General features: G+C 68.1%; 16 protein-coding genes and 1 pseudogene. 8 read left to right on the top strand and 9 right to left on the bottom strand.

What is annotated here, in order from left to right; translation table 11 throughout:
• Positions 1-109 precede the first annotated feature (109 nt).
• Positions 110-1363, top strand: coding sequence for an alkyl sulfatase dimerization domain-containing protein (locus AC3WVS_RS14140; RefSeq protein WP_492319135.1), 1254 nt, complete (start codon positions 110-112; stop codon positions 1361-1363).
• Positions 1364-1372: 9 nt separating this feature from the next.
• Positions 1373-2395 carry a Bug family tripartite tricarboxylate transporter substrate binding protein gene (locus tag AC3WVS_RS14135; RefSeq protein WP_492319134.1) on the top strand — a complete coding sequence of 341 codons (1023 nt, stop codon included), beginning with the start codon at positions 1373-1375 and terminating at the stop codon, positions 2393-2395.
• A 55-nt stretch (positions 2396-2450) separates the two neighbouring features.
• On the opposite strand, the gene AC3WVS_RS14130 is transcribed toward AC3WVS_RS14135, so the two are convergent.
• Positions 2451-3284: a universal stress protein gene (locus AC3WVS_RS14130; protein ID WP_492319133.1), complete on the bottom strand. Its 834-nt coding sequence runs from the start codon at positions 3282-3284 to the stop codon at positions 2451-2453.
• Between the two features lie 291 nt (positions 3285-3575).
• Here AC3WVS_RS14130 and AC3WVS_RS14125 point away from each other — a divergent pair.
• Positions 3576-5629, top strand: a pseudogene (locus AC3WVS_RS14125) (alkaline phosphatase D family protein).
• A 29-nt stretch (positions 5630-5658) separates the two neighbouring features.
• On the opposite strand, the gene AC3WVS_RS14120 reads toward AC3WVS_RS14125, so the two are convergent.
• Together AC3WVS_RS14120 and AC3WVS_RS14115 are read right to left on the bottom strand one after the other, a co-directional pair.
• On the bottom strand, positions 5659-6588 hold the full coding sequence (locus tag AC3WVS_RS14120) for a 2-hydroxyacid dehydrogenase (RefSeq protein WP_492319132.1): 930 nt from the start codon (positions 6586-6588) through the stop codon (positions 5659-5661).
• A 2-nt stretch (positions 6589-6590) separates the two neighbouring features.
• Positions 6591-7361, bottom strand: a complete 771-nt coding sequence (locus AC3WVS_RS14115) for a class II aldolase/adducin family protein (protein ID WP_492319131.1) — start codon at positions 7359-7361, stop codon at positions 6591-6593.
• A gap of 111 nt (positions 7362-7472) precedes the next feature.
• Between AC3WVS_RS14115 and AC3WVS_RS14110 the strand changes: the two genes are divergently transcribed.
• Entirely contained in the window at positions 7473-8177 is a 705-nt protein-coding gene (locus AC3WVS_RS14110) for a Crp/Fnr family transcriptional regulator (RefSeq protein ID WP_492319130.1), read from the top strand.
• Between the two features lie 157 nt (positions 8178-8334).
• A complete protein-coding gene (locus tag AC3WVS_RS14105) occupies positions 8335-8730 on the top strand; it encodes a hypothetical protein (RefSeq protein ID WP_492319129.1) in 396 nt (131 codons plus the stop codon).
• Positions 8731-8805: 75 nt separating this feature from the next.
• Here the strand turns inward: AC3WVS_RS14105 and AC3WVS_RS14100 are convergent, their stop codons facing one another.
• The gene (locus AC3WVS_RS14100) at positions 8806-9702 is read right to left on the bottom strand and encodes a LysR substrate-binding domain-containing protein (protein ID WP_492319128.1); all 897 of its coding nucleotides are present in this window, start codon (positions 9700-9702) and stop codon (positions 8806-8808) included.
• A gap of 112 nt (positions 9703-9814) precedes the next feature.
• Between AC3WVS_RS14100 and phnA the strand changes: the two genes are divergently transcribed.
• Together phnA and AC3WVS_RS14090 are read left to right on the top strand one after the other, a co-directional pair.
• Entirely contained in the window at positions 9815-11035 is a 1221-nt protein-coding gene (phnA, locus tag AC3WVS_RS14095) for a phosphonoacetate hydrolase (RefSeq protein ID WP_492319127.1), read from the top strand.
• An 88-nt stretch (positions 11036-11123) separates the two neighbouring features.
• Positions 11124-12803: a Na/Pi cotransporter family protein gene (locus AC3WVS_RS14090; RefSeq protein WP_492319126.1), complete on the top strand. Its 1680-nt coding sequence runs from the start codon at positions 11124-11126 to the stop codon at positions 12801-12803.
• Between the two features lie 20 nt (positions 12804-12823).
• Here AC3WVS_RS14090 and phnY read toward each other — a convergent pair whose 3' ends face one another.
• The 3 genes from phnY to psrA form a co-directional block, all read right to left on the bottom strand.
• Positions 12824-14269, bottom strand: a complete 1446-nt coding sequence (gene phnY / locus AC3WVS_RS14085) for a phosphonoacetaldehyde dehydrogenase (RefSeq protein WP_492319125.1) — start codon at positions 14267-14269, stop codon at positions 12824-12826.
• Between the two features lie 85 nt (positions 14270-14354).
• Positions 14355-15659: an MFS transporter gene (locus tag AC3WVS_RS14080; protein ID WP_492319124.1), complete on the bottom strand. Its 1305-nt coding sequence runs from the start codon at positions 15657-15659 to the stop codon at positions 14355-14357.
• A gap of 78 nt (positions 15660-15737) precedes the next feature.
• On the bottom strand, positions 15738-16829 hold the full coding sequence (gene psrA, locus AC3WVS_RS14075; RefSeq protein ID WP_492319123.1) for an iron-containing alcohol dehydrogenase PsrA: 1092 nt from the start codon (positions 16827-16829) through the stop codon (positions 15738-15740).
• Between the two features lie 244 nt (positions 16830-17073).
• Between psrA and AC3WVS_RS14070 the strand changes: the two genes are divergently transcribed.
• Positions 17074-17940 carry a LysR substrate-binding domain-containing protein gene (locus AC3WVS_RS14070; protein WP_492319122.1) on the top strand — a complete coding sequence of 289 codons (867 nt, stop codon included), beginning with the start codon at positions 17074-17076 and terminating at the stop codon, positions 17938-17940.
• A 161-nt stretch (positions 17941-18101) separates the two neighbouring features.
• Here AC3WVS_RS14070 and AC3WVS_RS14065 read toward each other — a convergent pair whose 3' ends face one another.
• Together AC3WVS_RS14065 and AC3WVS_RS14060 are read right to left on the bottom strand one after the other, a co-directional pair.
• Positions 18102-18938, bottom strand: coding sequence for a DUF2182 domain-containing protein (locus AC3WVS_RS14065; protein ID WP_492319121.1), 837 nt, complete (start codon positions 18936-18938; stop codon positions 18102-18104).
• A gap of 8 nt (positions 18939-18946) precedes the next feature.
• The gene (locus AC3WVS_RS14060) at positions 18947-19723 is read right to left on the bottom strand and encodes a DUF899 domain-containing protein (protein ID WP_492319120.1); all 777 of its coding nucleotides are present in this window, start codon (positions 19721-19723) and stop codon (positions 18947-18949) included.
• Positions 19724-19820: the final 97 nt, after the last annotated feature.

Here is a 19820-nt window from a genome sequence, read left to right as displayed (position 1 = left end):
CTTTGCGGCCGGTACGCCGCATCCCGGCGGGACTTTCCCCAATCCCCGGGATGCCCCTTCTTGCGTGACAGTTGCGCTGGACGCGACCTGGTTCGCAGAGGAGGCAAGCATGCAGGACATTGAGGACCGGCCGGCGGCACTGGTCACTGGCACCGGAATCGGAAGCGTCGGCGACGGCGTGTGGCTGCTGCACGGACAAGGGCAGAGCTTTGTCGCCGACGTGGGCGGCGGCCTGCTGGTGGTCGACAGCGGCCCCGGCGGGCGCGTCACGCGCGGCATGATCGAGGCGCTGCGCACGCAGACCGGGCTGCCGGTGCTGGCCATCTGCTACAGCCACGGCCATATGGGCTACAACGCCGGCCTGCAGCAATGGCTGGACCACGCCGCCGCGCGCGGCGAGCCCGCGCCGCGGGTGCTGGCCCACGTCAATGTGCTGGCGCGGCAGGCGCGCTACCGCGAGACCCAGCGCATGCAGGAGCGCATGGCGGAGATCCAGTTCCGCCAGCCGGCCGGCGCGCTGGCGGGAAAGCTGGTCCACATCGAACCCACCGAGACCTTTGCCGATGGCCTGACGCTGGGCCGGGGCGAGCGCCGCGCGGAAATCCTGTGGGCGCCGTCCGAGACCGACGACGCCGTGGCGGTCTGGCTGCCGGGTCGGCGCCTGCTGTACGGCGGCCCCGCGGTGATCGATTCGATCCCGAACATCGGCACCCCCTTCCGCACCATGCGCGACACCGTGCGCTGGGCCGATACGCTGGAACGTTTGGCCGGCCTGCAGCCGCGCACCGTGGTGCGAGAGTTCGGCGCCACGCTGCAGGGCGAGGACGAATGCCAGCGCGTGCTGTGCCAGACCGCCAGGGCCTTGCGCTGGCTGCGCGCGGAGGTGGTGCGGCTGATGAACGCCGGCTGCAATGAACGCCAGGTGCTGGCCGCGCTCAAGCCGCCGGCTGAGCTGTTCGACCAGCCCTGGATGCGCCCCACCTATGGCGACCCCAGCTACATCGCGCGCGACATCTACCGCTCGGAGAACGGCTGGTGGGACCGCAATGCCACCACGCTGCATCCGGCCGCGCCGCAGCGGGCGGCGGCCGAGATCGCCGCGGCCGTCGCCGACCACGGCGCACTGATCCGCCACGCGCAGGCCCTGGCCGCGCGCGGCGACACGCAGCTGGCGCTGCACGTGATCGACGTGCTGGCGCTGGCGCCCGATGAAACGCCCACCGTGCGCGAGGCCCGCCAGCTCAAGGCCGCCTGGCTGCGCCAGCGCGCCACGCAGATCCGCAGCTATGTGTCGCGCAGCCTGTATGGCGCGGCCGCCGACGCGCTGGAAAGCGACGCGGCGGACAACTTCGGCATGCACTAGGGAGACGCCATGCCACAAGCAATGAACCCGGTTCCGACGGAACTGCCTGGCAACGCGCGCCGGCGCGACGTGCTGCGCGCGCTTGCCGCACTCGGTCTTGGCGCGGCGGCCGGCCCGCTGTGCGCCAGCAATGCCTGGCCCGCCAAGCCCATCCGGCTGGTGGTGCCGGCCCCGCCCGGCGGCGGCACCGACCTGTTCGCGCGCGCGCTGGCCGCATCGCTCGGCAAGCCGCTGGGCCAGACCATCGTGGTCGACAACAAGCCCGGCGCGACCGGCATCATCGGCAACGATACCGTGGCCAAGGCCAGCCCCGACGGCTACACGCTGCTGTTCACCTATGCCGCCACGGTGGTGATCAACCAGACCCTGCAGCCCAGGCTGCCCTATGACGGCCTGCGCGACCTGTTGCCGGTGGCGCAGGTCGGCGCGGGCGGCAATTTCCTGGTGGTGACGCCGGACTTCCCGGCGCGCACGCTCAAGGAGTTCGTCGCCCACGTGCTCAAGCGCCCGGATGCATACGACTACGGCTCGTGGGGCATCGGCTCGGGCGGCCACCTGACCATGGAAGCCCTCAAGATGCAGACCGGCATGAAGCTGCGCCACGTGCCGTACAAGGGCGTGGCGCAGATCCTGACCGACATGCAGGGCGGCGTGGTCAAGGTGGCCTTTGTCGATACCTCGTCGTCGCTGCCGCTGATCCGCGCCGGCAAGCTGCGCGCGCTGGCCATCAGCGGCACGCGCCGCGCGCCGGCCACGCCGGACGTGCCGACCATGACCGAACAAGGTTACCCGTTCGATACCGACAGCTGGTATGGCCTGTTCGCGCCGGCCGGCACCAGTGCCGCCATCGTGCAGCGGCTCAATGCGGAAGTGACCCGCCTGCTGGCTGACGCGCCCATGCGCGAGCGCTTCCTGCAGCTGAACATGGGCATGGCGCCCGCCAGGAGTGCCGAGCAGTTCGCGCGGACCGTGCGCGACGACGTGGGCGTGTGGGGCAAGGTGATCCAGGCCAACCACATCACGGTCGACTGAAGACCACCAGGGGACGCTGTTCTGGCGCGGCTTGCCGGAATCGTGGCGCTGCGCTTCAGTGCGAGAACAGCACCGGCACCGTCATCGACTCCAGCACCACCCTGGTCACGCCGCCCAGCACCAGCTCGCGCAGCCGGCCGTGGCCGTAGGCGCCCATCACGATCAGGTCGGCACCAAAGTCCGACGCTCGCGACAGGATCAGCTCACCGATGGCCAGGTCGCCACCGCCCGGGCCGTGCTCCACCTCAACTGCCACACCCTGTCGCGCCAGCACGTGCACGGCGTGGCTGACCGGAGTGGCATCGGCACGCGGCTCCCTGGCGGCATGGGCGCCCAGCACCCGCGCGCGTGCCCCGGCCATCAGCGGCAGCGCGTCGTGCAAGGCACGCGCGGCCTCGCGGCTGCCATTCCAGGCCACCAGCACGCGTGTGCCCACGGTGGCGAAAGCGCCGGAACAGGGCACCACCAGCGCCGGCCGGCCGCTCTCAAGCAGCAGCGCCTCCAACAGCTGCCGCGCCACCGGGCCTTCAGCGTTGTCGGCGTCGTACTGGCCGGAGACGATCAGGCCGGCCTCGCGCGCCTCGCGCAGCGCCAGTGGCACCGGATCGCGCTCAACGATGCGCCAGTCGCAGGCAACCGCCAGCTCGCGCGTGGCGGCCTCAAAGGCACAACGCATGTTCTCGCGCTGCAGCCGGCGCCGCTCCTGGTCTTCGGCCAGGCAGCGCTGGGCATTGTTCATGCGGTAGAACCAGCTGGGGTCCGGCACGCGCCCGGCCAGCAGGCCGATCAGCGGACACTGGCTGGCGGTGGCAAGGCGTGCCGCAACCTGCAAGCGCTGCATGGCCTGCCGGTTGCCGTCGAGATGGACCAGGATGCTGTCGTACGCCATGATGCCCTCGCGTCCGAATCTTTTGCTTTCAGTCTAGGCCGCGTCGCAGGCAATGCATGCCGACTTGCCGATCGCGCCAGCAACGGTGGTGCGCGGTGCGCCAGCGCCGGCACGAACCAGTCGACTTCCTCCTATATCGATGTCGGAACCTCACCGACGGCGAGCGTGCAGGCCAGCCACTAGTATGCATTCAGCAACCAGCACGCCCCCACGAATCCTGGTGCCGCAAGCGGCATCGTGGCCGCGGCTGCGCGCTGCGTGGACCGAGACCGCAAGCACAGGAGGAGCGCCATGGACCGCCGACAGTTTCTCAAGTGGGGAAGTTTCCTGACCGTCACCGTTGCCACCGGCGGCCTGAGCGCCTGCGGCGGCGGCGACGACCCGGAACCCGACACCGGCAATCCGGAGAACTTCAATTTCGTCCATGGCGTCGCCTCGGGCGATCCCAAGCCCGACAGCGTGGTGGTATGGACGCGGGTGGAAGGCAGCAACGGCAAGCGGCCGGTGGTGGTGCGGCTGCAGGTGTCGACGCAGCCTGACTTCCCGCCGCCGAGCCTGCTGGTCAATCAACCGCTGATGGCCCTGCCGGACTGGGACTACACCATCCGCAACAAGGTCACGGGCCTGAGCCCCGGCACCCGCTACTACTACCGCTTCCTGCTGGGCAACCGCCCCAGCACCGTCGGCCGCACCCGCACCGCGGCAGCGGCCGGCACGCCCTTGTCACAGCTGCGTTTCGCCTTTGTCAGCTGCCAGGACTGGAATGCCAACCACTGGGCCGGCATGGAAGAACTGGCGCAGCAGGAGCTGGACTTCATCGTCCATGTCGGCGACTACATCTACGAGGCCGTCCCGGGCGGCTCGCGCGCCGGCAATGTGGAGGATCGCCACGGCGTGCTGCAGCTGCCCAATGGCACCGCGCTGCCGGACGGCAGCGTCTACGCCACCACGCTGGACGACTATCGCCACCTGTACCGCAGCTATCGCACCGACGCGCGCCTGCAGGCCCTGCATGCCGCGTTCCCGATGATTGCGATCTGGGACGACCATGAGTTCGCCGACAATTGCTGGCAGGACCGGCAGACCTACGACTCCGACGACGACCTGACGCCGCGCACCGCGCGCCGGCGCGCTGCCAACCAGGCGTGGTTCGAGTTCATGCCGGCCGATGTCAGCCTGGACGTCAACAACCCGTCGTTCCAGAACATCCAGATCTATCGCTCGTTCACCTTCGGCAATCTCGCCACCCTGCTGATGACCGACGAGCGCCTGTACCGTGCCGACCACATCATCTCCGAGCAAACCACCGGCCGCGCAGTCGGCGCGCTGTACTTCGTCCCGGCCGAGACACTGGCCGCGGCCGAAGCGCAGAAGATTGCCGCCGCCGGCGGCACGCTGACACCGGTGTCGATGCTGGGCGATGCGCAGCGCGCGTGGTGGCAGGACCGGGGGGGGGGGGGGGGGGGGGGGGGTGCGCTGGGTGGCGGCCCCCCCTCCCCCCCCCCCCCACCACGTGGAAGCTGTGGGCCAACCAGCTGTCGCTGTTGCGCATGCAGGTGGATGTGATCCAGGCGGTGGCGCGGCTGATCGCCAGGGCGCTGGTGCTGGCCAACAATGCCCTGTCCTCGCTGGAGAGCGCCATTGCCAATGCGCTGGCCGACGACTTGCGCGCGGCCAAGACCGCCGGCACCTATGCCAACCTGGCCTACACGGCGCTGCGCAATGTACTGGCGCAGGTCGGCATCGACAGCGCCGCGTTCGATGCCAACATCAAGCCGCTGATCGAAAGCCGGTTGCCGGCCATCGCGCTGCTCGACCGCTTTATCCTCAATGCCGACCAGTGGGATGGCTACAACGCCGAGCGCAAGAACCTGATGGCGTTCCTGAAGAACAACGGCGTGCGCAATGTGGTGGCGCTGAGCGGCGATATCCACGCCTTCTTTGCCGGCCAGGTGATGGACGACTACGATGCGCCGACGCCAGCGCCGGTGATGGTGGACCTGGTCACGGCCGGTCTGTCTAGCAACTCCCTGCTCAGTTCATTCCGCTCGATCGTCGACAACGACCAGGCCTTCGCCGCGCTGCGTGAACTGGTCTACAGCAACGTGGGCGGCGCGGTGGTGAACACCTTCGACACCACCTTGCGCGCCTTCAACGCGTGGCTGCGCCACGCCGACTCCAACGCCGAGGGCTACGCGCTGGTCACCCTGACGCCCGAGAAGCTGAGCTGCACCTTCCATACGCTCAAGCTGCTCGAAGGCGGCACGGCTCCGGCGCTACCTGCCACGGCGAGCACGCGGCTGCTGGAGGTGGCGGCCGGCACCGCCGATGTGAGCGTGACATAGCCATCCGGACGGACCGGCACGCCGGGCCCTCAGTAGCCCGCCTGCCGGTCCACCTGGTTCAACAGTTCACGCCCGTCGCGCGCGCGCCGCAGGTTGTCGATGCATTGCCGCGCCACCAGTTCGTACGAGGGGTCGGCCGCGATATGCGGCGTGGCCTCGATGCGGGGATGGGTCCAGACCGGATCGTCCGCCGCGGGCGGCTCCTTGGCAAACACGTCAAGCGCCGCGCCGGCAAGGTGGCCTTCGTCGATCAGTGCGACCAGGTCGGGCTCGACCACATGCTCGCCACGCCCGACGTTGATCAGGAACGCCCCCTTGGGCAGCCGCGACAGCGTCTGGCGGTTCAGCATGCCCTCGGTGCGCGGCGTCAGCGGCAGCGTGCAGGCCAGGATCTCGCTCTGCGCCAGCATCGTATCCAGCCCGTCGTCGCCGGTGAAGTCGGTCACGCCGGGCAGATGCTTGGCGCTGCGGCTCCAGCCGCTGACCGGGTAGCCGATGGCGGCAAACATGCGCGCCACCTCGCTGCCGATCTCGCCCAGCCCCAGCACACCCACGCGGCAGCGCGACACATCGCGCCCCGGGTGGCGCTTCCATTCGCCGCGGCGCTGCTGTTCGGCGTACCGGCCGAGCGCGCGGGTATGGCGCAGCGCCATCGCCAGCACGTAGTGGGCGATGCCGGTCTGCTGGCCGGGATTGACGATGCGCGTGACCGGCATGCCAGGCGGCAGGTCCGGCGCCGCCAGCAGCTTGTCGACGCCCGCGGTGGCGGCGCAGACCAGCCGCAGCTTAGGGTAGGCCGGCAGCACGCCGGGCTTCAGGCCCCAGGCGATGATGGCTTCGACCTGTTCCGCGACGGCGGCCTCGCGGCCGTTCCACACGGTGATGTCCGGCGCGGCTTCGCGCAGCGCGGCAGTGATGGGAACCGCCATGAACGACGGCAGGTGAACGAGGATGGCCATGGTCAGTTGCGGTAGTCAGGGTTGATGCGGTCGAGGCGGCGCAGCAGGCCCGGCCAGGCCAGGTTGGAGCCCTTGCCCTTGGTGGCCTGGCGCGCCTGCTGGCCCATGTTGGCGCTGGCGGCTTCGGGCACCATGGTCAGCGGCGTGCCGCCGCTTTGCGCCAGGATCTGGATGCGGCAGGCGGACTCGAGCGTGTACATGGTCAGGAAAGCATCGGATACCGTGCGCCCGCACGTCAGCAGGCCATGGTTGCGCAGGATCATCTGCTTGCAGCGGCCCAGGTCGGCCACCAGCCGCGCCTTTTCGTCCTCGCGCAGCGCCACGCCCTCATAGTCGTGGTACGCCAGCCCGGTCAGCGCGAACATCGACTGCTGCGAGATCGGCAGCAGGCCCGCCTGCTGCGCCGAGACGGCGACGCCGTGCGAGGTATGCGTGTGCATCACGCAGCCGACTTCGGGGCGCGCCTCATGCACGGCGCTGTGGATGATGAAGCCGGCCGGGTTGACGTCATACGGCGTTTCCAGCACGGGCTGCCCTTCGTGGTCGACCTTGACCAGGCTCGATGCCGTGATCTCGTCGAACATCATCCCGTACGGGTTGATCAGGAACTGGTCCGGCGCTTCGGGCACGCGTGCCGAGATATGGGTGAAGATCAGGTCGTCCCAGCCAAAGTGGGCGACCAGGCGGTACGCGGCCGCCAGGTCCACGCGCATCTGCCATTCGGCGTCGGAGACGCGGTCCCTGATTGAATCGACGAGCTGGATTTGCGCCATATGCGTACACCTCCCCGGGGCATGTGAGTCATTGAATCGATGCATTGTCCGGGCGCACCGCGCCAAAGTCTGTTAAGTATTGGACAATCTCGGCTCCAGCAGGAGAGCGATGTGAAGGCTGATGTGAAGAGTGGATCGAGAGCGGTGGAGCCGGTGCGCACGCTGCCGCGCAGCGTGCTGGCCAGCGGCTGGCTGCGCAATGCGCCGCCGGGCGTGCTCGATGCCGTGGCGAACGCCGCACGCCGCCTGCGCTTTGGCGACGGCGAGATGATCTTCGCGCGCGGCGATCCGCCCACCTACTTCTGCATGGTGCTGTCGGGCCGGGTGCGCATGAGCCGGGTCAGCACGGGCGGGCGCGAGTCGGTGTACTCGGTGATCGGGCGTGGCCGCTGGTTCGGCGAGATCTCGCTGCTGGACGGCAAGCCGCGCACGCACGACGCCTTCGCCGTCGGCAACACGGAACTGATGGTGCTGAGCCAGCGCGACTTCCACCGCATCCTGGCCGCGCATCCGGAAGGCATGCAGCTGATCGTGCAGCAGATCTGCGCGCGCCTGCGCGTAGCGTTCGACCACGCGCAAAGCGCGGCGCAGGCGCCCATCGACGCGCGCATGGCGGCGCGCCTGCTGGAACTGGCCGACCGCACCGACCATGTCGTGCGCATCAGCGCTGAGGACCTTGGCGACATGGTCAACCGCTCGCGCCAGACCGTGGCCAAGTACCTGCAGGCGTGGGAAGACGCGGGCCTGATCCGCCGCGAGTACCGCCAGATCGAACTGCTGGACCCCGCGGCGCTCAAGCGATTGGCCCGGCGTTGACGGCCGCGCAAGATTTGCAGGCCGCGCGCGCAATTAACCTGCCCTGGCCGCGATGGCAAGGCTGGTTAACGACCGTTGCAAAATCAAACAGAATGTCAGGTGCCGCGGCGCTACAGTGACTGTTCCCTTGCCTGTAGGCGTTCTAGGAGGTACACGAATGAAGCAACATCTGGCGAAATCCCTGGTCGTGGCTGGCGCGATGATCGCGTCCTACCCGCTGTTTGCGCAGCAGGCTCAGCCCCTGCAGCCGAGCCAGCCGATGCCAATGACGCAGCCGATGCAGCCGATGCAATCCACTCAGCCGGTGCAGTCCGCCCAGCCCGCGCAAGCCATGCCGTCGGCAGCGCCGTCGGCCCAGGTGGCACCCGCAGCGGGCGGCAGCTATGCCCAGGCTCCGGTACAGGCGGCCCAGCCGGGCATGGCGCCGGCAGCCGCCGACCCGTCCATGGCAGGCAGCCCCGCCTCGGCCGTGGACCCCGCCAGCATGAGCCTGGCACCCGATGCGCTCGGCTCGCGCCTGGGCCAGCGCAGCGCGTTCCTCGACGGGGCCTGAGCTCCCGTCTCAGCGCAGGCCCGCATCGCGCGGGCCGCGCGCCACCCTCACCCCGCTTCCCCGGCGTGCGCCGCTTCAGGTCGCCGCGGCCGCCTGCCCCTGCTGCTGCAGCCACTCCAGGAACGCGCGCAGATGCAGCGGCTTGTCGGCATCGCGCGGCACCAGCGCATGATAGGTATTGCCCGGTGCGCGGATGGCGGCAAACGGCGTCGCAATGCGCCCGCCCGCGCGGTCCGTTTCCAGGGTCGGAAAGGTGCCGATGGCAAAGCCAAGGCTGTCCACCACCGCCTGCAGCGTGACAAAGAAATGGTCGAAGCGCAGCGTGCGCACCGGCAGCAGCGAGGCATGTCCCGCCTGCTGCAGCCACGATTCCCAGCTTCCCGGCCGGGTCTCCGTATAGAGGAAGACGCCCTCCACCAGGTCCTCTACCCCCTGCAACGGCACCTGCTCCAGTATCGCCGGACTGGCGATCACCGTCTGGTACTCCGAAAAGATCGGCACTGACTCGAACTGCTCGCCACGTTCGAGGGTGCGCCGTATCGCCACGTCAAAGGTGCCGTTGAATCCCGCCTCGTTGCTGAAGGCGGTCGACACACGCACATCGACCTCCGGCTGCTGGCGCCGGAAGTCATCCAGCCGCGGAATCAGCCAGCGCATGGCAAAGGTTGCCGGGGCATTGACCCGCACCACCTTGCGCGTGGCGATGCGGCCATAGCGCTCGGAAGCGGCGCTGATCTGGTCGAACGCCGTGCTGATCTCGCGCGCGAACGCCTGCGCGTGGACAGTCGGCACCATGCGCTGGCCCTGGCGGATAAACAGCGGCTGCCCCAGCCATTGCTCCAGGATCTCGATCTGCCGGCTGACCGCGCCATGGGTCAGGTGCAGCTCGCGCGCGGCCGCCGAATAGCTGCCGGCGCGGGCGGCAACCTCGAAGATGCGCAGGGCGTTGAGCGGGGGCAGCTTGTGCGGCATTGTGAGATTTCCTGACAGGATCTGGAAAATAAACTCGATTGTGAGAGCTTATCGCCTAACTTAGCATGGGTCTCAGGCAAATCCCATTCACAATCCCTCCGCAAGAGACGCCATGAGCACCCAGATCCAGGTCAACGGCCACCACTACCAGCTTCCCGCCCGCCCCACCGTCATCGTCTGCATCGACGGCTGCGAGCAGGAATACATCAACCTTGCCGTGCAGGCGGGCGCCACCCCCTTCTTCGCCAGCCTGGCCAAACGCGGTACCGTGCTGACCGGCGATTGCGTGGTGCCATCGTTCACCAACCCCAACAACCTGTCGATCGTGACCGGCGTGCCGCCGTCGGTGCACGGCATCTGCGGCAACTTCTTCTACGACACCGAAGCCGGCGCCGAGGTGCTGATGAACGACGCCCGCTACCTGCGCGCCCCCACCGTGCTGGCCGCGGCAGCGCAGGCCGGCGCATCGGTGGCGGTGGTCACCGCCAAGGACAAGCTGCGCGCGTTGCTGGGCCACGGCCTCAGGGGCATCTGCTTCTCGGCGGAGAAGGCCGACCAGGCCACCATCGAAGACAACGGCATCGACGACGTGCTGCGCAAGGTCGGCATGCCGCTGCCCTCGGTCTACAGCGCCGACCTGTCCGAGTTCGTGTTCGCCGCCGGCGTGGCCTTGCTGGAAACCGTCCGCCCCGACCTGATGTACCTGTCCACCACGGACTACATCCAGCACAAGCATGCCCCGGGAACGCCGCAGGCCAGTGCCTTCTACGCCATGATCGACAGCTACCTGCAGCGCCTGGACGCGCTGGGTGCGGTCATCGGCGTCACCGCCGACCACGGCATGAATGCCAAGACCGATTCGCTGGGCAAGGCCAACATCCTGTTCCTGCAGCAGGTGCTGGACGAGCGTTTCGGCGCGGACGCCACGCGCGTGCTGCTGCCGATCACCGATCCCTACGTCGCCCACCATGGCGCACTGGGCTCCTACGCGACCGTGTACCTGCCTGCCGGCACCGATCAACAGGCCGTGCATGAAGCCATCGCCGCACTGCCCGGGATCGAACTGGTGCTGGACAAGCGCGCCGCCAGCGAGCGCTTCGAGCTGCCGCCCGACCGCATCGGCGACCTGGTGGTGGTCAGCGAACGCCTGACCGTGCTCGGCACCACGCCGGCGCGCCATGACCTGAGTGGCCTGGATGCCCCGCTGCGCTCGCACGGCGGCCTGTCCGAGCAGAAGGTGCCGCTGCTGTTCAACCGCAAGGTCACTGCGCCCGCAGGCCAGCGGCTGCGCAATTTCGACATCCTGCGGCTGGCGCTGAACCACGCGGACTAAGTCCGGTGTGTGCCGGCCTGGCCGGCACGCTTCCTCAACAAGCAGATAAGGGTGGCCGCGAAGACAGCCACCACCAGGGGGCGGCGCCATGCAAATCCTGCTTTCCCTGATGTCCGGGGTCGCACTGCTGATCTGGGGCGCGCATGTGACGCGCCACGGCATGCTGGAGCTGTTGGGGCCGCGCTTGCGGCTGGTGCTGGCCGCGGGCACGGCCAGTCCCGCGCGTGGCTTCCTGGCCGGGCTTGGCGTGACCGCGCTGATCCAGAGCAGCAGCGCGACGGCGCTGATGACCAGCGCCTTTGTGGCAGGGGGCCTGGTGTCGTTGCCGGCGGCACTGCCGATCGTGCTCGGTGCCGACGTCGGCACCAGCCTGATGGCACGCTTGCTGTCGGTCGATATCTCCTGGCTCTCGCCACTGCTGCTGGTGATCGGCATTGCCCTGCGCCTGTCCGGCAAGGCCAGCCTGCGCGGACAGGCCGGCGAAGTCATCGTGGGACTGGGGCTGATCACGCTGGCCTTGCAGCTGATCCGCCTCTACGCCGCGCCGCTGCTGCACGCCGAGATCGTGCGCGCCATCTTCACCTCGCTTGGCAACGACGCACTGCTGGCCCTGGTGATCGGCGCCCTTGTGACGTTGCTCGCGTACTCCAGCCTGGCCGCGGTACTGCTGACTGCAACGCTGGCCATGGGTGGTGTCATCGGCCCTGCCACCGCCTTGCCGCTGGTGCTCGGCGCCAATCTGGGCAGTGGACTGATAGCCTGCCTGGCCAATTCCGGCAGTGCGCCTGCTGCCCGGCGCGTATCGCTCGCGAACCTGATCTTCCGGTTCGTGGGGATACTGGCATTCCTGCCGCTGCTTGACGCCATCCCCTGGCTGCTGGCGCGCCTGGGCAGCAGTGCCGGCACCATGGCCATCGACTTCCACATGGCCTTCAACCTGACCCTGGCCGCAACGCTGATCTGGTTTGTCAACCCGGTGGCGGCCCTCTGCACCCGATGGCTGCCTGATGCGCACGACGACGCGGCGCCCGGCGGCGCGCGCTACCTGAGCCAGGGCGACCTGCGGCACCCGTCCGTCGCGCTGGGCAATGCCACGCGCGAGGTCGTGCGCATCGGCGACGTGATCGAGGAGATGCTCAATGGCATGAAGCTCTCGATCGTGGGCAACGACCGCGCCGCGAACGTCCGCTGCCGCGCGCTGGACGACCGCATCGACGACCTCTATTCGTCCGTCAAGATGTACCTGACCGACGTCGACGCCGGCAGCCTCGACGGCGAGGATGCCGCACGCTGGGACGCGATCATGCTGGTCAATATCAACCTGGAGTACGCGGGCGATATCGTCGAACGGATCCTGGTCGACCTGGACCAGCGCAAGCTCGCCCGCAACTTCTGCTTCTCGGCCGAGGGCAGCGCCGAACTGCTGGAACTTTGCGACATGCTGGTGGCCAACCTGCGTACCAGGATGTCGCTCTTTGTTGCCAACGACCGCGCAGCGTCGGCGTTGCTTCTCGAATGCGCCGGCGACTTCCAGGCGCGCGCCGAGCGCTTCACCGCCCGCCACATTGCCCGTGTCGCGCAGCGCCGTACCGCAAGCGTGGAAACCAGCGCCCTGCACCTGGACACCCTGCGCGAACTGTCCCAGATGAACGCGCTGCTGTGCGCCGCGCCGGCAGGCATGCCCGGCGCCCTGCGCGAAGACACTTCGTTCCTGGCTGCCGGCAACCACGGCACGCCGCACGCACAGGAACGCCTGCTTAGTCCGTGACCGCCAGGACCGGGCGCTAACTACCAAGGCAACGAATATGTCTTGGTGTTGGTAAAGCTCTTCATCGCCTCCAGCACGCCTTCCTTGTAGCCCAGTCCGGAATCCTTGATGCCGCCGAACGGCGTCAGCTCCAGGCGATAGCCCGGCACCTCGCGCACATTGACGCTGCCGACCTTCAGCTCCCGCACGAAGCGCGTGATGTAGTCGAGCCGGTTGGTGCAGACCGACGACGAAAGGCCGTAGGCGGTGCCGTTGGAGATGCGGATCGCATCTCCAATGTCCCTGAAGCGGATCACCGGCGACACCGGCCCGAAGGTCTCATGCCTGGCCACGGTCATTTCGGGATCGACATGATCGAGCACCGTCGGCGAATACAGCGCGCCGCGCCGGATATTGCCGTAGCGCAGCGTGGCCCCGGCGGCAATCGCTTCATTGACCACCGCCTCGAACTGGATCGCCGCGGCTTCGTCGATGACGGTGCCCATGTCCACCTTCGGGTCCATGGGATCGCCGTAGCTGAGCGCTTCGGTCTTCGCCACCAGCAGGTCGACAAAGCGGTCCGCCACCGACTCATGCACCAGCATGCGCTTGATCGCCGTGCAGCGCTGCCCGGAGTTCTTGTACGAGCCGCTGGCGGCCAGCGTGGCGGCCTCTTCCAGGTCGGCGTCTTCCATCACGATGATCGGGTCGTTGCCGCCCAGCTCCAGCACCTGGCGCTTGTAGGTGGCCGTGGCGGCGATATACTTGCCGATCGGCACGCCGCCGGTGAAGGTCACCAGGTCCACGTCCGGGTGCGTCAGCATCTCGTCGGCGATCTCGCGCGGGTCGCCGGTGATGACCGACAGCATCTGCGGCGGCAGCCCGGCCTCATACAGGATATCGGCCAGCAGGTAGGCCGCCAGCGGCGTCTTCTCGCTGGGCTTGAGCACCATGCGGTTGTTGGTGGCCACCGACGGCGCCACCTTGTGGATCACCTGGTTCAACGGGTGGTTGAACGGCGTGATCGCGGTGATCACGCCCAGCAGCGGCTCGCGCAGCGTATAGACCTTGCGGCTCTTGCCGTGGTGGGTCAGGTCGCACGAGAACACCTGGCCGTCGTCGACCAGCGCCTGGTTGGCGGCAAACAGCAGCACGTCAGAGGCGCGGCCCACCTCGTACAGCGAATCCTTGCGGCACAGGCCGGATTCCAGCGTGATGGTGCGCGAGATCTCATCCAGGCGCGAGGCGATGATCTCGCCCGCGCGCATCAGGATCTTGTAGCGTTCATAGCGCGTCAGCGTGGGCTGGTAGTCGCGCGCGATGCGGTAGGCGCGGCGCACGTCGTCGAGCGTGGCCTTCGGCACGGTGGCGATGACTTCGCCGGTGTACGGATAGGTCACCTCGATCACGTCTTCGCGGTAGATCTTCTCGCCGGCGATGCGCAGCGCTTCGTGGCGGATTTCGGGGGTGGCTTGCAATGCGGTCATGAGCTTGCCCTCGCGGGTCTTGAGCAGTGGGTGGAAGGAGATGCAGCCGTCGCGGGCGGGCCGGCGCCTTGCCGGCCCGGCGCGCTCAGCGGCGGATGAAGGCCGCGATCACGGCGCTGATGATGCAGCTGGTTGCCACGATCGGGAACACCAGCGAGGTATTGCCGGACTGGTCCAGGATGCGGCCGATCAGGGGTTCGCCCAGGCCTGCGAGCAGGTACGAGAAGAAGTTCAGGATGCCGGTAGCGGTGCCGGCCCGCCTGGCGCCGACCAGGTCCGGGCACAGCGCCCAGAAGGACGAGGCGGGGCCGTATACGAAGAAGCCGGCAAGGAACAGCGCGACGATCGCGCCCATGCCCGTGGGCAGCTGGTACATGATCATCGAGGCAATCGCACCCAGCACCATGTAGAGCATGATGGCCTTGCTGCGGCTGGAGCCGAACAGGCGGTCGGAAATCCAGCCGTTGGACAGCGCGCCGAAGGCCATGCCCACCGGCAGCGCCACCGAGATCCAGGCCGGGTCGATCAGGGTCTCGGCGCTCTTCCAGTTCTTGCCCAGGAAGTGGACCGGCACCCAGACGATCAGGCCATAGCGCGCGGCATTCTGGAAACCGATCGACAGGCCCGCGACCAGCAGCCGCGGGTTGCGCAGCACGGCCTTGTAGCGCGACCAGGAGCTTTCGCCGGCATCGGTCTCGACTGCCGTGGCCTTCTCCGCATCCTCGGCCTTGGCCACGCCGGTATCGGGCGACTTGAAGCCAAGGTCTTCCGGCCGCTCGCGCACGATCAGGAAGAAGGTGATGCCGCCCACCAGCATCAGCAGCACCGGCAGGCGGAAGATCCAGCGCCAGTCCAGGTGCAGGATGTTCACGACCACGATCGAGGTGACGAACGACAGCACCGAGGCGCAGCCGGCCGCGAACACGTAGAAGCCGTAGACTTTGCCGCGCTCTTCGGCGCCCCACCAGTTCGACAGCAGCCGGCTGCCGGGCGCCCAGCCAAGGGCCTGGAAGTAGCCGTTGATGCCCCAGGGAATCGCCAGGCTCTTGAAGCCGACGGCGAAGCTGACCACCCAGTTGGCGGCGCACGACAGGATCGCGCCGGCGGTCATCACGCGGCGGCCGCCGAACTTGTCGCCCAGGTTGCCGTTGATGGCCTGCCCGATGGCGTAGCACCACAGCAGGCAGGTGGAGGCCCAGCCCAGCGCTTCCTTGGAAAACCCGAATTCCTGCTGGATGCCGGGAATGGCGAAGCCAAAGGTTTGCCGCCCGGTGTAGAAGAAGAAGTAGCAGAACATCGCGGCCAGCAGCATGCGCCACTGGGTGCGCCGGAACGAATGCCCGGCCGGAGCGACGAACGCCCCTGCCTGGATGCGATCGGCAGTTTCCATTTTTGTCTCCTCTTGTATTGTCGGCCCGTATTGCGGGCTCGTGTTGGCCGGCTGCACCCGTCGGCAGGGGTCGTGCCACTAGGCCGGCACAGCGCCGATGAAGTTCTTGCCCCGGGCGCCGTCCAGCGCACGCGCGATCATGGCGCCGGCCTCGTCGTCGGAGACGCCGTAGTCGGCAAACTCGGTCTTCACGCCCAGGTCCTGCAGGAAGGCGCGCAGCCGCTGCTGCCCGTCGCCCAGCACCGGCCCGAACAGCCGCTGCAGCGTGCGGTCGCGGTCGGGCCGGCGTGCCCACGCCTTTTCAAGCACCATCGGCAGCGTGAACGAGCACGCGATGCCGTGCGGCAGGCCATGGCGCAGCGTCATTTCGTAGGAGATGGAGTGCGCAAGTGCCGTCTTGGTATTGGAGAACGCCATTCCGGCCTTGAGGGCGGCCAGCGCCATGCGCTCACGCAGGCAAATGTCGTCCAGGTTGCGCACCAGTTCCGGCAAGGTGTCGAAGATGTCCTCCACCGCCGAAATCGCGAAGGTGTCGGAAATCGGGTTGGCGTTGACGTTCCAGATCGATTCCAGCGCGTGGGACAGGGCATCGAGCCCGGTGGAGATCGTGGTGCCCCGCGGCACCGACATCATCAGCTCCGCATCCACGATGGCCGCTTCGGGCCAGGTTGCCTGCAGGTGAAGCGAGTACTTCTTCTGGTTCGCGGCGTCCCAGATGGTGGCCCAGGGCGTCACTTCGCTGCCGGTTCCGGCAGTCGTCGGCACCGCGATCAGCGGCTTGACCTGCGCCGGCGTGAACGCCTTGCCGGTCGCCAGCAGGCTGATCAGCGAATCGAACCGGCCCGACCTGGTCCCTACCATCAACGCCTTGGCGGTATCGATCGCGCTGCCGCCACCGACCGCAACGATGGCGTCGCAGGCGTCGGCGTCTTCCCAGAAGCGGTTGTACAGGCCGGACAACTGGGCGACATCCGGGTTCGGCTGCACGTCTTCGATCAGCCCGACAAGGTCTGCGCCCAGCAGGGCTTCAAGCCGCGCCACCAGTCCCAGCGCACGCGCTTCGGGAAAGGTCACGACGACGACGCGCCGGCCGTGCAGCAGGGCCGGGAGCCGGTCAAGGCTGCCAGCCCCGCAATGGATCGACACGGGGTTGTGGTAGGCGTGGTTCATGGGGTCTCCTCACTTCTTTCTTGGGTAGCCTGGGCGGCGGCTTGAGCCGCGTTTCCTGGTGGCTGAAGTTTGGGAGACGCCAAACCCCCGGTCCAATCGCATCTTTGACGGCGAGGTGCGCCAAAACCGATGGATCGCCGGCACGCTGCCGGCCTCGGGGAAACCCTGTACGCAACGGCACGCGTCTGTGGGAGACTCGCCGCACACGCCGCGCAGAACGGCGGCCAGCTCCCATCGAGACCCCATGTTCCACCAGTACTACAAGTCGATCCGCTGCTTCCATGCGGTCGCCCGGACGGGCGGCTTCACTGCCGCGGCGCAATACCTGCATATCGGGCAGCCGACCGTGACCGACCAGGTCAAGGCGCTGGAGACGCGCTTCGGCGTGGAGCTGTTCCTGCGCGCAGGCCGCACCGTGCGCCTGACCGACACCGGCGAGCGGCTCTACGCCATCACCCAGGGCTTGTTCGGGCAGGAAGAAGAGGCCATGCAGTTCCTGCAGAGCGCGCACAAGCTCAAGACCGGGCTGGTGCGCGTGGGCGCGGTGTCGCCGCCGATCGCGCTGGGGCTGGCGCGTAGTTTCCGTTCCACCCATGCTTCGCTGGAACTGACGGTCACCATCGGCTCGGAAGCCTCGGTGCTGCGCGGCCTGCAGGATTTCGATATCGACGTCGGCATCCTGGCCGAGCCCGATCCGGTCGATGGCCTGCATATCGCGCCGTATCGGAAAGAGCGCATCGTTGCCGTGATGCCGGCCGGCCATCCGCTGGCCGCGCGCGCTTCGATCACGGTGCAGGAGGTCGCCGGCGAAGCCGTGATCCTGCGCGAGCCGGGCTCGAAGACCCGGCTCCGGGTTGAACGCGCGTGCGCACAGCATGGCGTAGCGCTGAACTGCGTGATGGAGATCAACAGCCGCGAGGCCATCCTGCATGCAGTGGCCAATGGCATGGGCATCAGCTTCGTCACGCAGATCGAATGCATCCCGCTGCCGGGCCTGCAGGTGGTGCCGGTCGACGAGCCGCTGCTGTCGATCGATTATTCGCTGTGCTGCCTGGAGGTGCGCAAGGAGCGGCCGCTGATTGCGGCGCTGTTCGCGGTCGCGCTGGGCTAGTGTCCTGTTCCGTAGATAGCTTGTCGTCCAGTTGGTCGTCAGGCCAGGCGCGAGGAGGCGCCATAGCCGTAGCTATGGCAACGACGAGCAACGACGCATGGCGGCCAACTGGGCGATTTCATGGCAAGGTATCTGCGGAACAGGACACGAGTACCCTGCCGTCATCCGCCCCAACCTGCCTGCACGAGCGTAGCCACGCCCACGCCGACCAGGACGGCCCCGGTGAGCCGTACCGCAAGCCTGGCCACGCGCGCACCCGCCGGCATCCATCGTTCGAGCGTCATCGCCAACATCACCGCTGCCATCACGCGCAGGTCCATCACGCCCATGACGAGCAATGCCGCGGTCAGGCCCGCACAGCACCGGGTGCAGTGCGCGCCCAGCCGCAGGCCATGGCGCCACGCCGAGCCGGCATCCGCCGGCAGTGCGCGCGTGCGGCCCGCTGCGCTGGCGCAGCAGGCAAGCTGCCGTGCTTTCCACGCGGTGAACTGCAGCACGCCTGCCATCACCAGGACCACCGCAGCAGCGAGCGGCGCCGCGCGCGCCAGGCCCTGCGCCTGCACGGCTATCGCCGCCAGCGCAGCGCCAACCGGGAAAACGGCGAGGCCCACCATGCCCCACACGAAGAAGTAGCCGGCGCCCGCCAGTACCGTCGACATGCCCGGGCGCACCTGCCCTGCCGTCGCCAGCGCCTGGCGGTAGCGCCACAGCATCGGTGCCAGCGAGGGCAGCATCATCGGCACCATCATGGCGATCCACATGCCGAGGAAGGCCATTGCCGTGCGGGCCCAGGTCTGGCCGCACATCCGCATCCACGCCATCGACATGGTCCAGCCGCCGGGCATCGGCGTCGCGCCCATTGCGGGCATGGACGCATGCCAGGCGAGTGTCGCCGCCACGCCGGCGATGTATAGCACGGCCACGATGCCAAAGAAGGCAAGGCGCGGGCCGGCGCTGCGTGAGCGCGCCGGCCTGTGCGCGGTGAGTACGCTGGACACGGCCTGCCTCAGCCCTGCTCGTACTCGTCGTGCCGGCGCCACCAGACCCCGGCCTCGTTGCGTCCGCGCGGCGCGCGGTCCAGCCACTGGTACATGCCCCACAGGCCATCCAGCCCGCGCGCATAGGTGGAATAGGTGTGGTACACAACGCCATCTTCCAGCGCGAAGGCGCTCATGCCGGGCCGGTCGCGCTGGTACGTTGCGGCATCGGTGCCGCACATGACAGCAAAGCGGGCCTCGGCCGCAGCGCCGCCGGCCTCCAGCTCGGGGCGCCAGGCGAATGCCGCCTCGCGCCGGTAGTTGTAGTCGATATCGCCCTGGCGCTGTTGCGCTTCGCTGAACCAGACGTTGAAGTCCGTGTTGAAGTCGCTGCCCTGCGACGACGCCCACGAGAAGGTCCAGCCCATGCGCCGCTGGTACGCCAGCAATTTCGCCAACGGTGCCCGCGACACCGCGGCCAGCGTGACGTCGTGATGCGCCAGGTGGACGGCAAAGCCGTCAAACCCGTCCGCAATCGCGGAGCAGGACGGGCAACCTGCCTGGTAGTCCGGGCCGAACATGAAGTGGTAGACCAGCAGTTGCGAACGTCCCTGGAACAAGTCTGCCAGCGAGGCGCTGCCCGCCGCGGTCTCGAACCGGTAGGGCTTGTCGATTCGAACCCACGGCAAGGCCCGGCGCTGCCGTGCCAGTTCATCGCTGCGTCGGGTGAGATCCTTCTCGGCCTCGAGCAGTTCGCGCCGCGCGGCCAGCCAGGCTTCACGGGTTCCGGTGCTGTGTGTGGTCATCGTGCATCCCTCCGTTGGTTGGTGTTCGTGTGCTAGATTAGGCGCCGGCTTCCAACGGTGGGAGTGACAAGTGTGGCGGGATTTCTGGCGGGATTCG

The organism is Cupriavidus sp. CPT47-8839-RL05A (assembly GCF_058792255.1).
This window is presented reverse-complemented; position numbering and strand designations above follow the sequence as displayed.

What these genes read in the sequence shown, in the direction of transcription:
- AC3WVS_RS14140 (WP_492319135.1), top strand. Translation starts at nt 110, where the DNA reads ATGCAGGACATTGAGGACCGGCCGGCGGCACTGGTCACTGGCACCGGA.
- AC3WVS_RS14135 (WP_492319134.1), top strand. Translation starts at nt 1,373, where the DNA reads ATGCCACAAGCAATGAACCCGGTTCCGACGGAACTGCCTGGCAACGCG.
- AC3WVS_RS14130 (WP_492319133.1), bottom strand. Translation starts at nt 3,284, where the DNA reads ATGGCGTACGACAGCATCCTGGTCCATCTCGACGGCAACCGGCAGGCC.
- AC3WVS_RS14120 (WP_492319132.1), bottom strand. Translation starts at nt 6,588, where the DNA reads ATGGCCATCCTCGTTCACCTGCCGTCGTTCATGGCGGTTCCCATCACT.
- AC3WVS_RS14115 (WP_492319131.1), bottom strand. Translation starts at nt 7,361, where the DNA reads ATGGCGCAAATCCAGCTCGTCGATTCAATCAGGGACCGCGTCTCCGAC.
- AC3WVS_RS14105 (WP_492319129.1), top strand. Translation starts at nt 8,335, where the DNA reads ATGAAGCAACATCTGGCGAAATCCCTGGTCGTGGCTGGCGCGATGATC.
- AC3WVS_RS14100 (WP_492319128.1), bottom strand. Translation starts at nt 9,702, where the DNA reads ATGCCGCACAAGCTGCCCCCGCTCAACGCCCTGCGCATCTTCGAGGTT.
- phnA (WP_492319127.1), top strand. Translation starts at nt 9,815, where the DNA reads ATGAGCACCCAGATCCAGGTCAACGGCCACCACTACCAGCTTCCCGCC.
- AC3WVS_RS14090 (WP_492319126.1), top strand. Translation starts at nt 11,124, where the DNA reads ATGCAAATCCTGCTTTCCCTGATGTCCGGGGTCGCACTGCTGATCTGG.
- phnY (WP_492319125.1), bottom strand. Translation starts at nt 14,269, where the DNA reads ATGACCGCATTGCAAGCCACCCCCGAAATCCGCCACGAAGCGCTGCGC.
- AC3WVS_RS14080 (WP_492319124.1), bottom strand. Translation starts at nt 15,659, where the DNA reads ATGGAAACTGCCGATCGCATCCAGGCAGGGGCGTTCGTCGCTCCGGCC.
- psrA (WP_492319123.1), bottom strand. Translation starts at nt 16,829, where the DNA reads ATGAACCACGCCTACCACAACCCCGTGTCGATCCATTGCGGGGCTGGC.
- AC3WVS_RS14070 (WP_492319122.1), top strand. Translation starts at nt 17,074, where the DNA reads ATGTTCCACCAGTACTACAAGTCGATCCGCTGCTTCCATGCGGTCGCC.
- AC3WVS_RS14060 (WP_492319120.1), bottom strand. Translation starts at nt 19,723, where the DNA reads ATGACCACACACAGCACCGGAACCCGTGAAGCCTGGCTGGCCGCGCGG.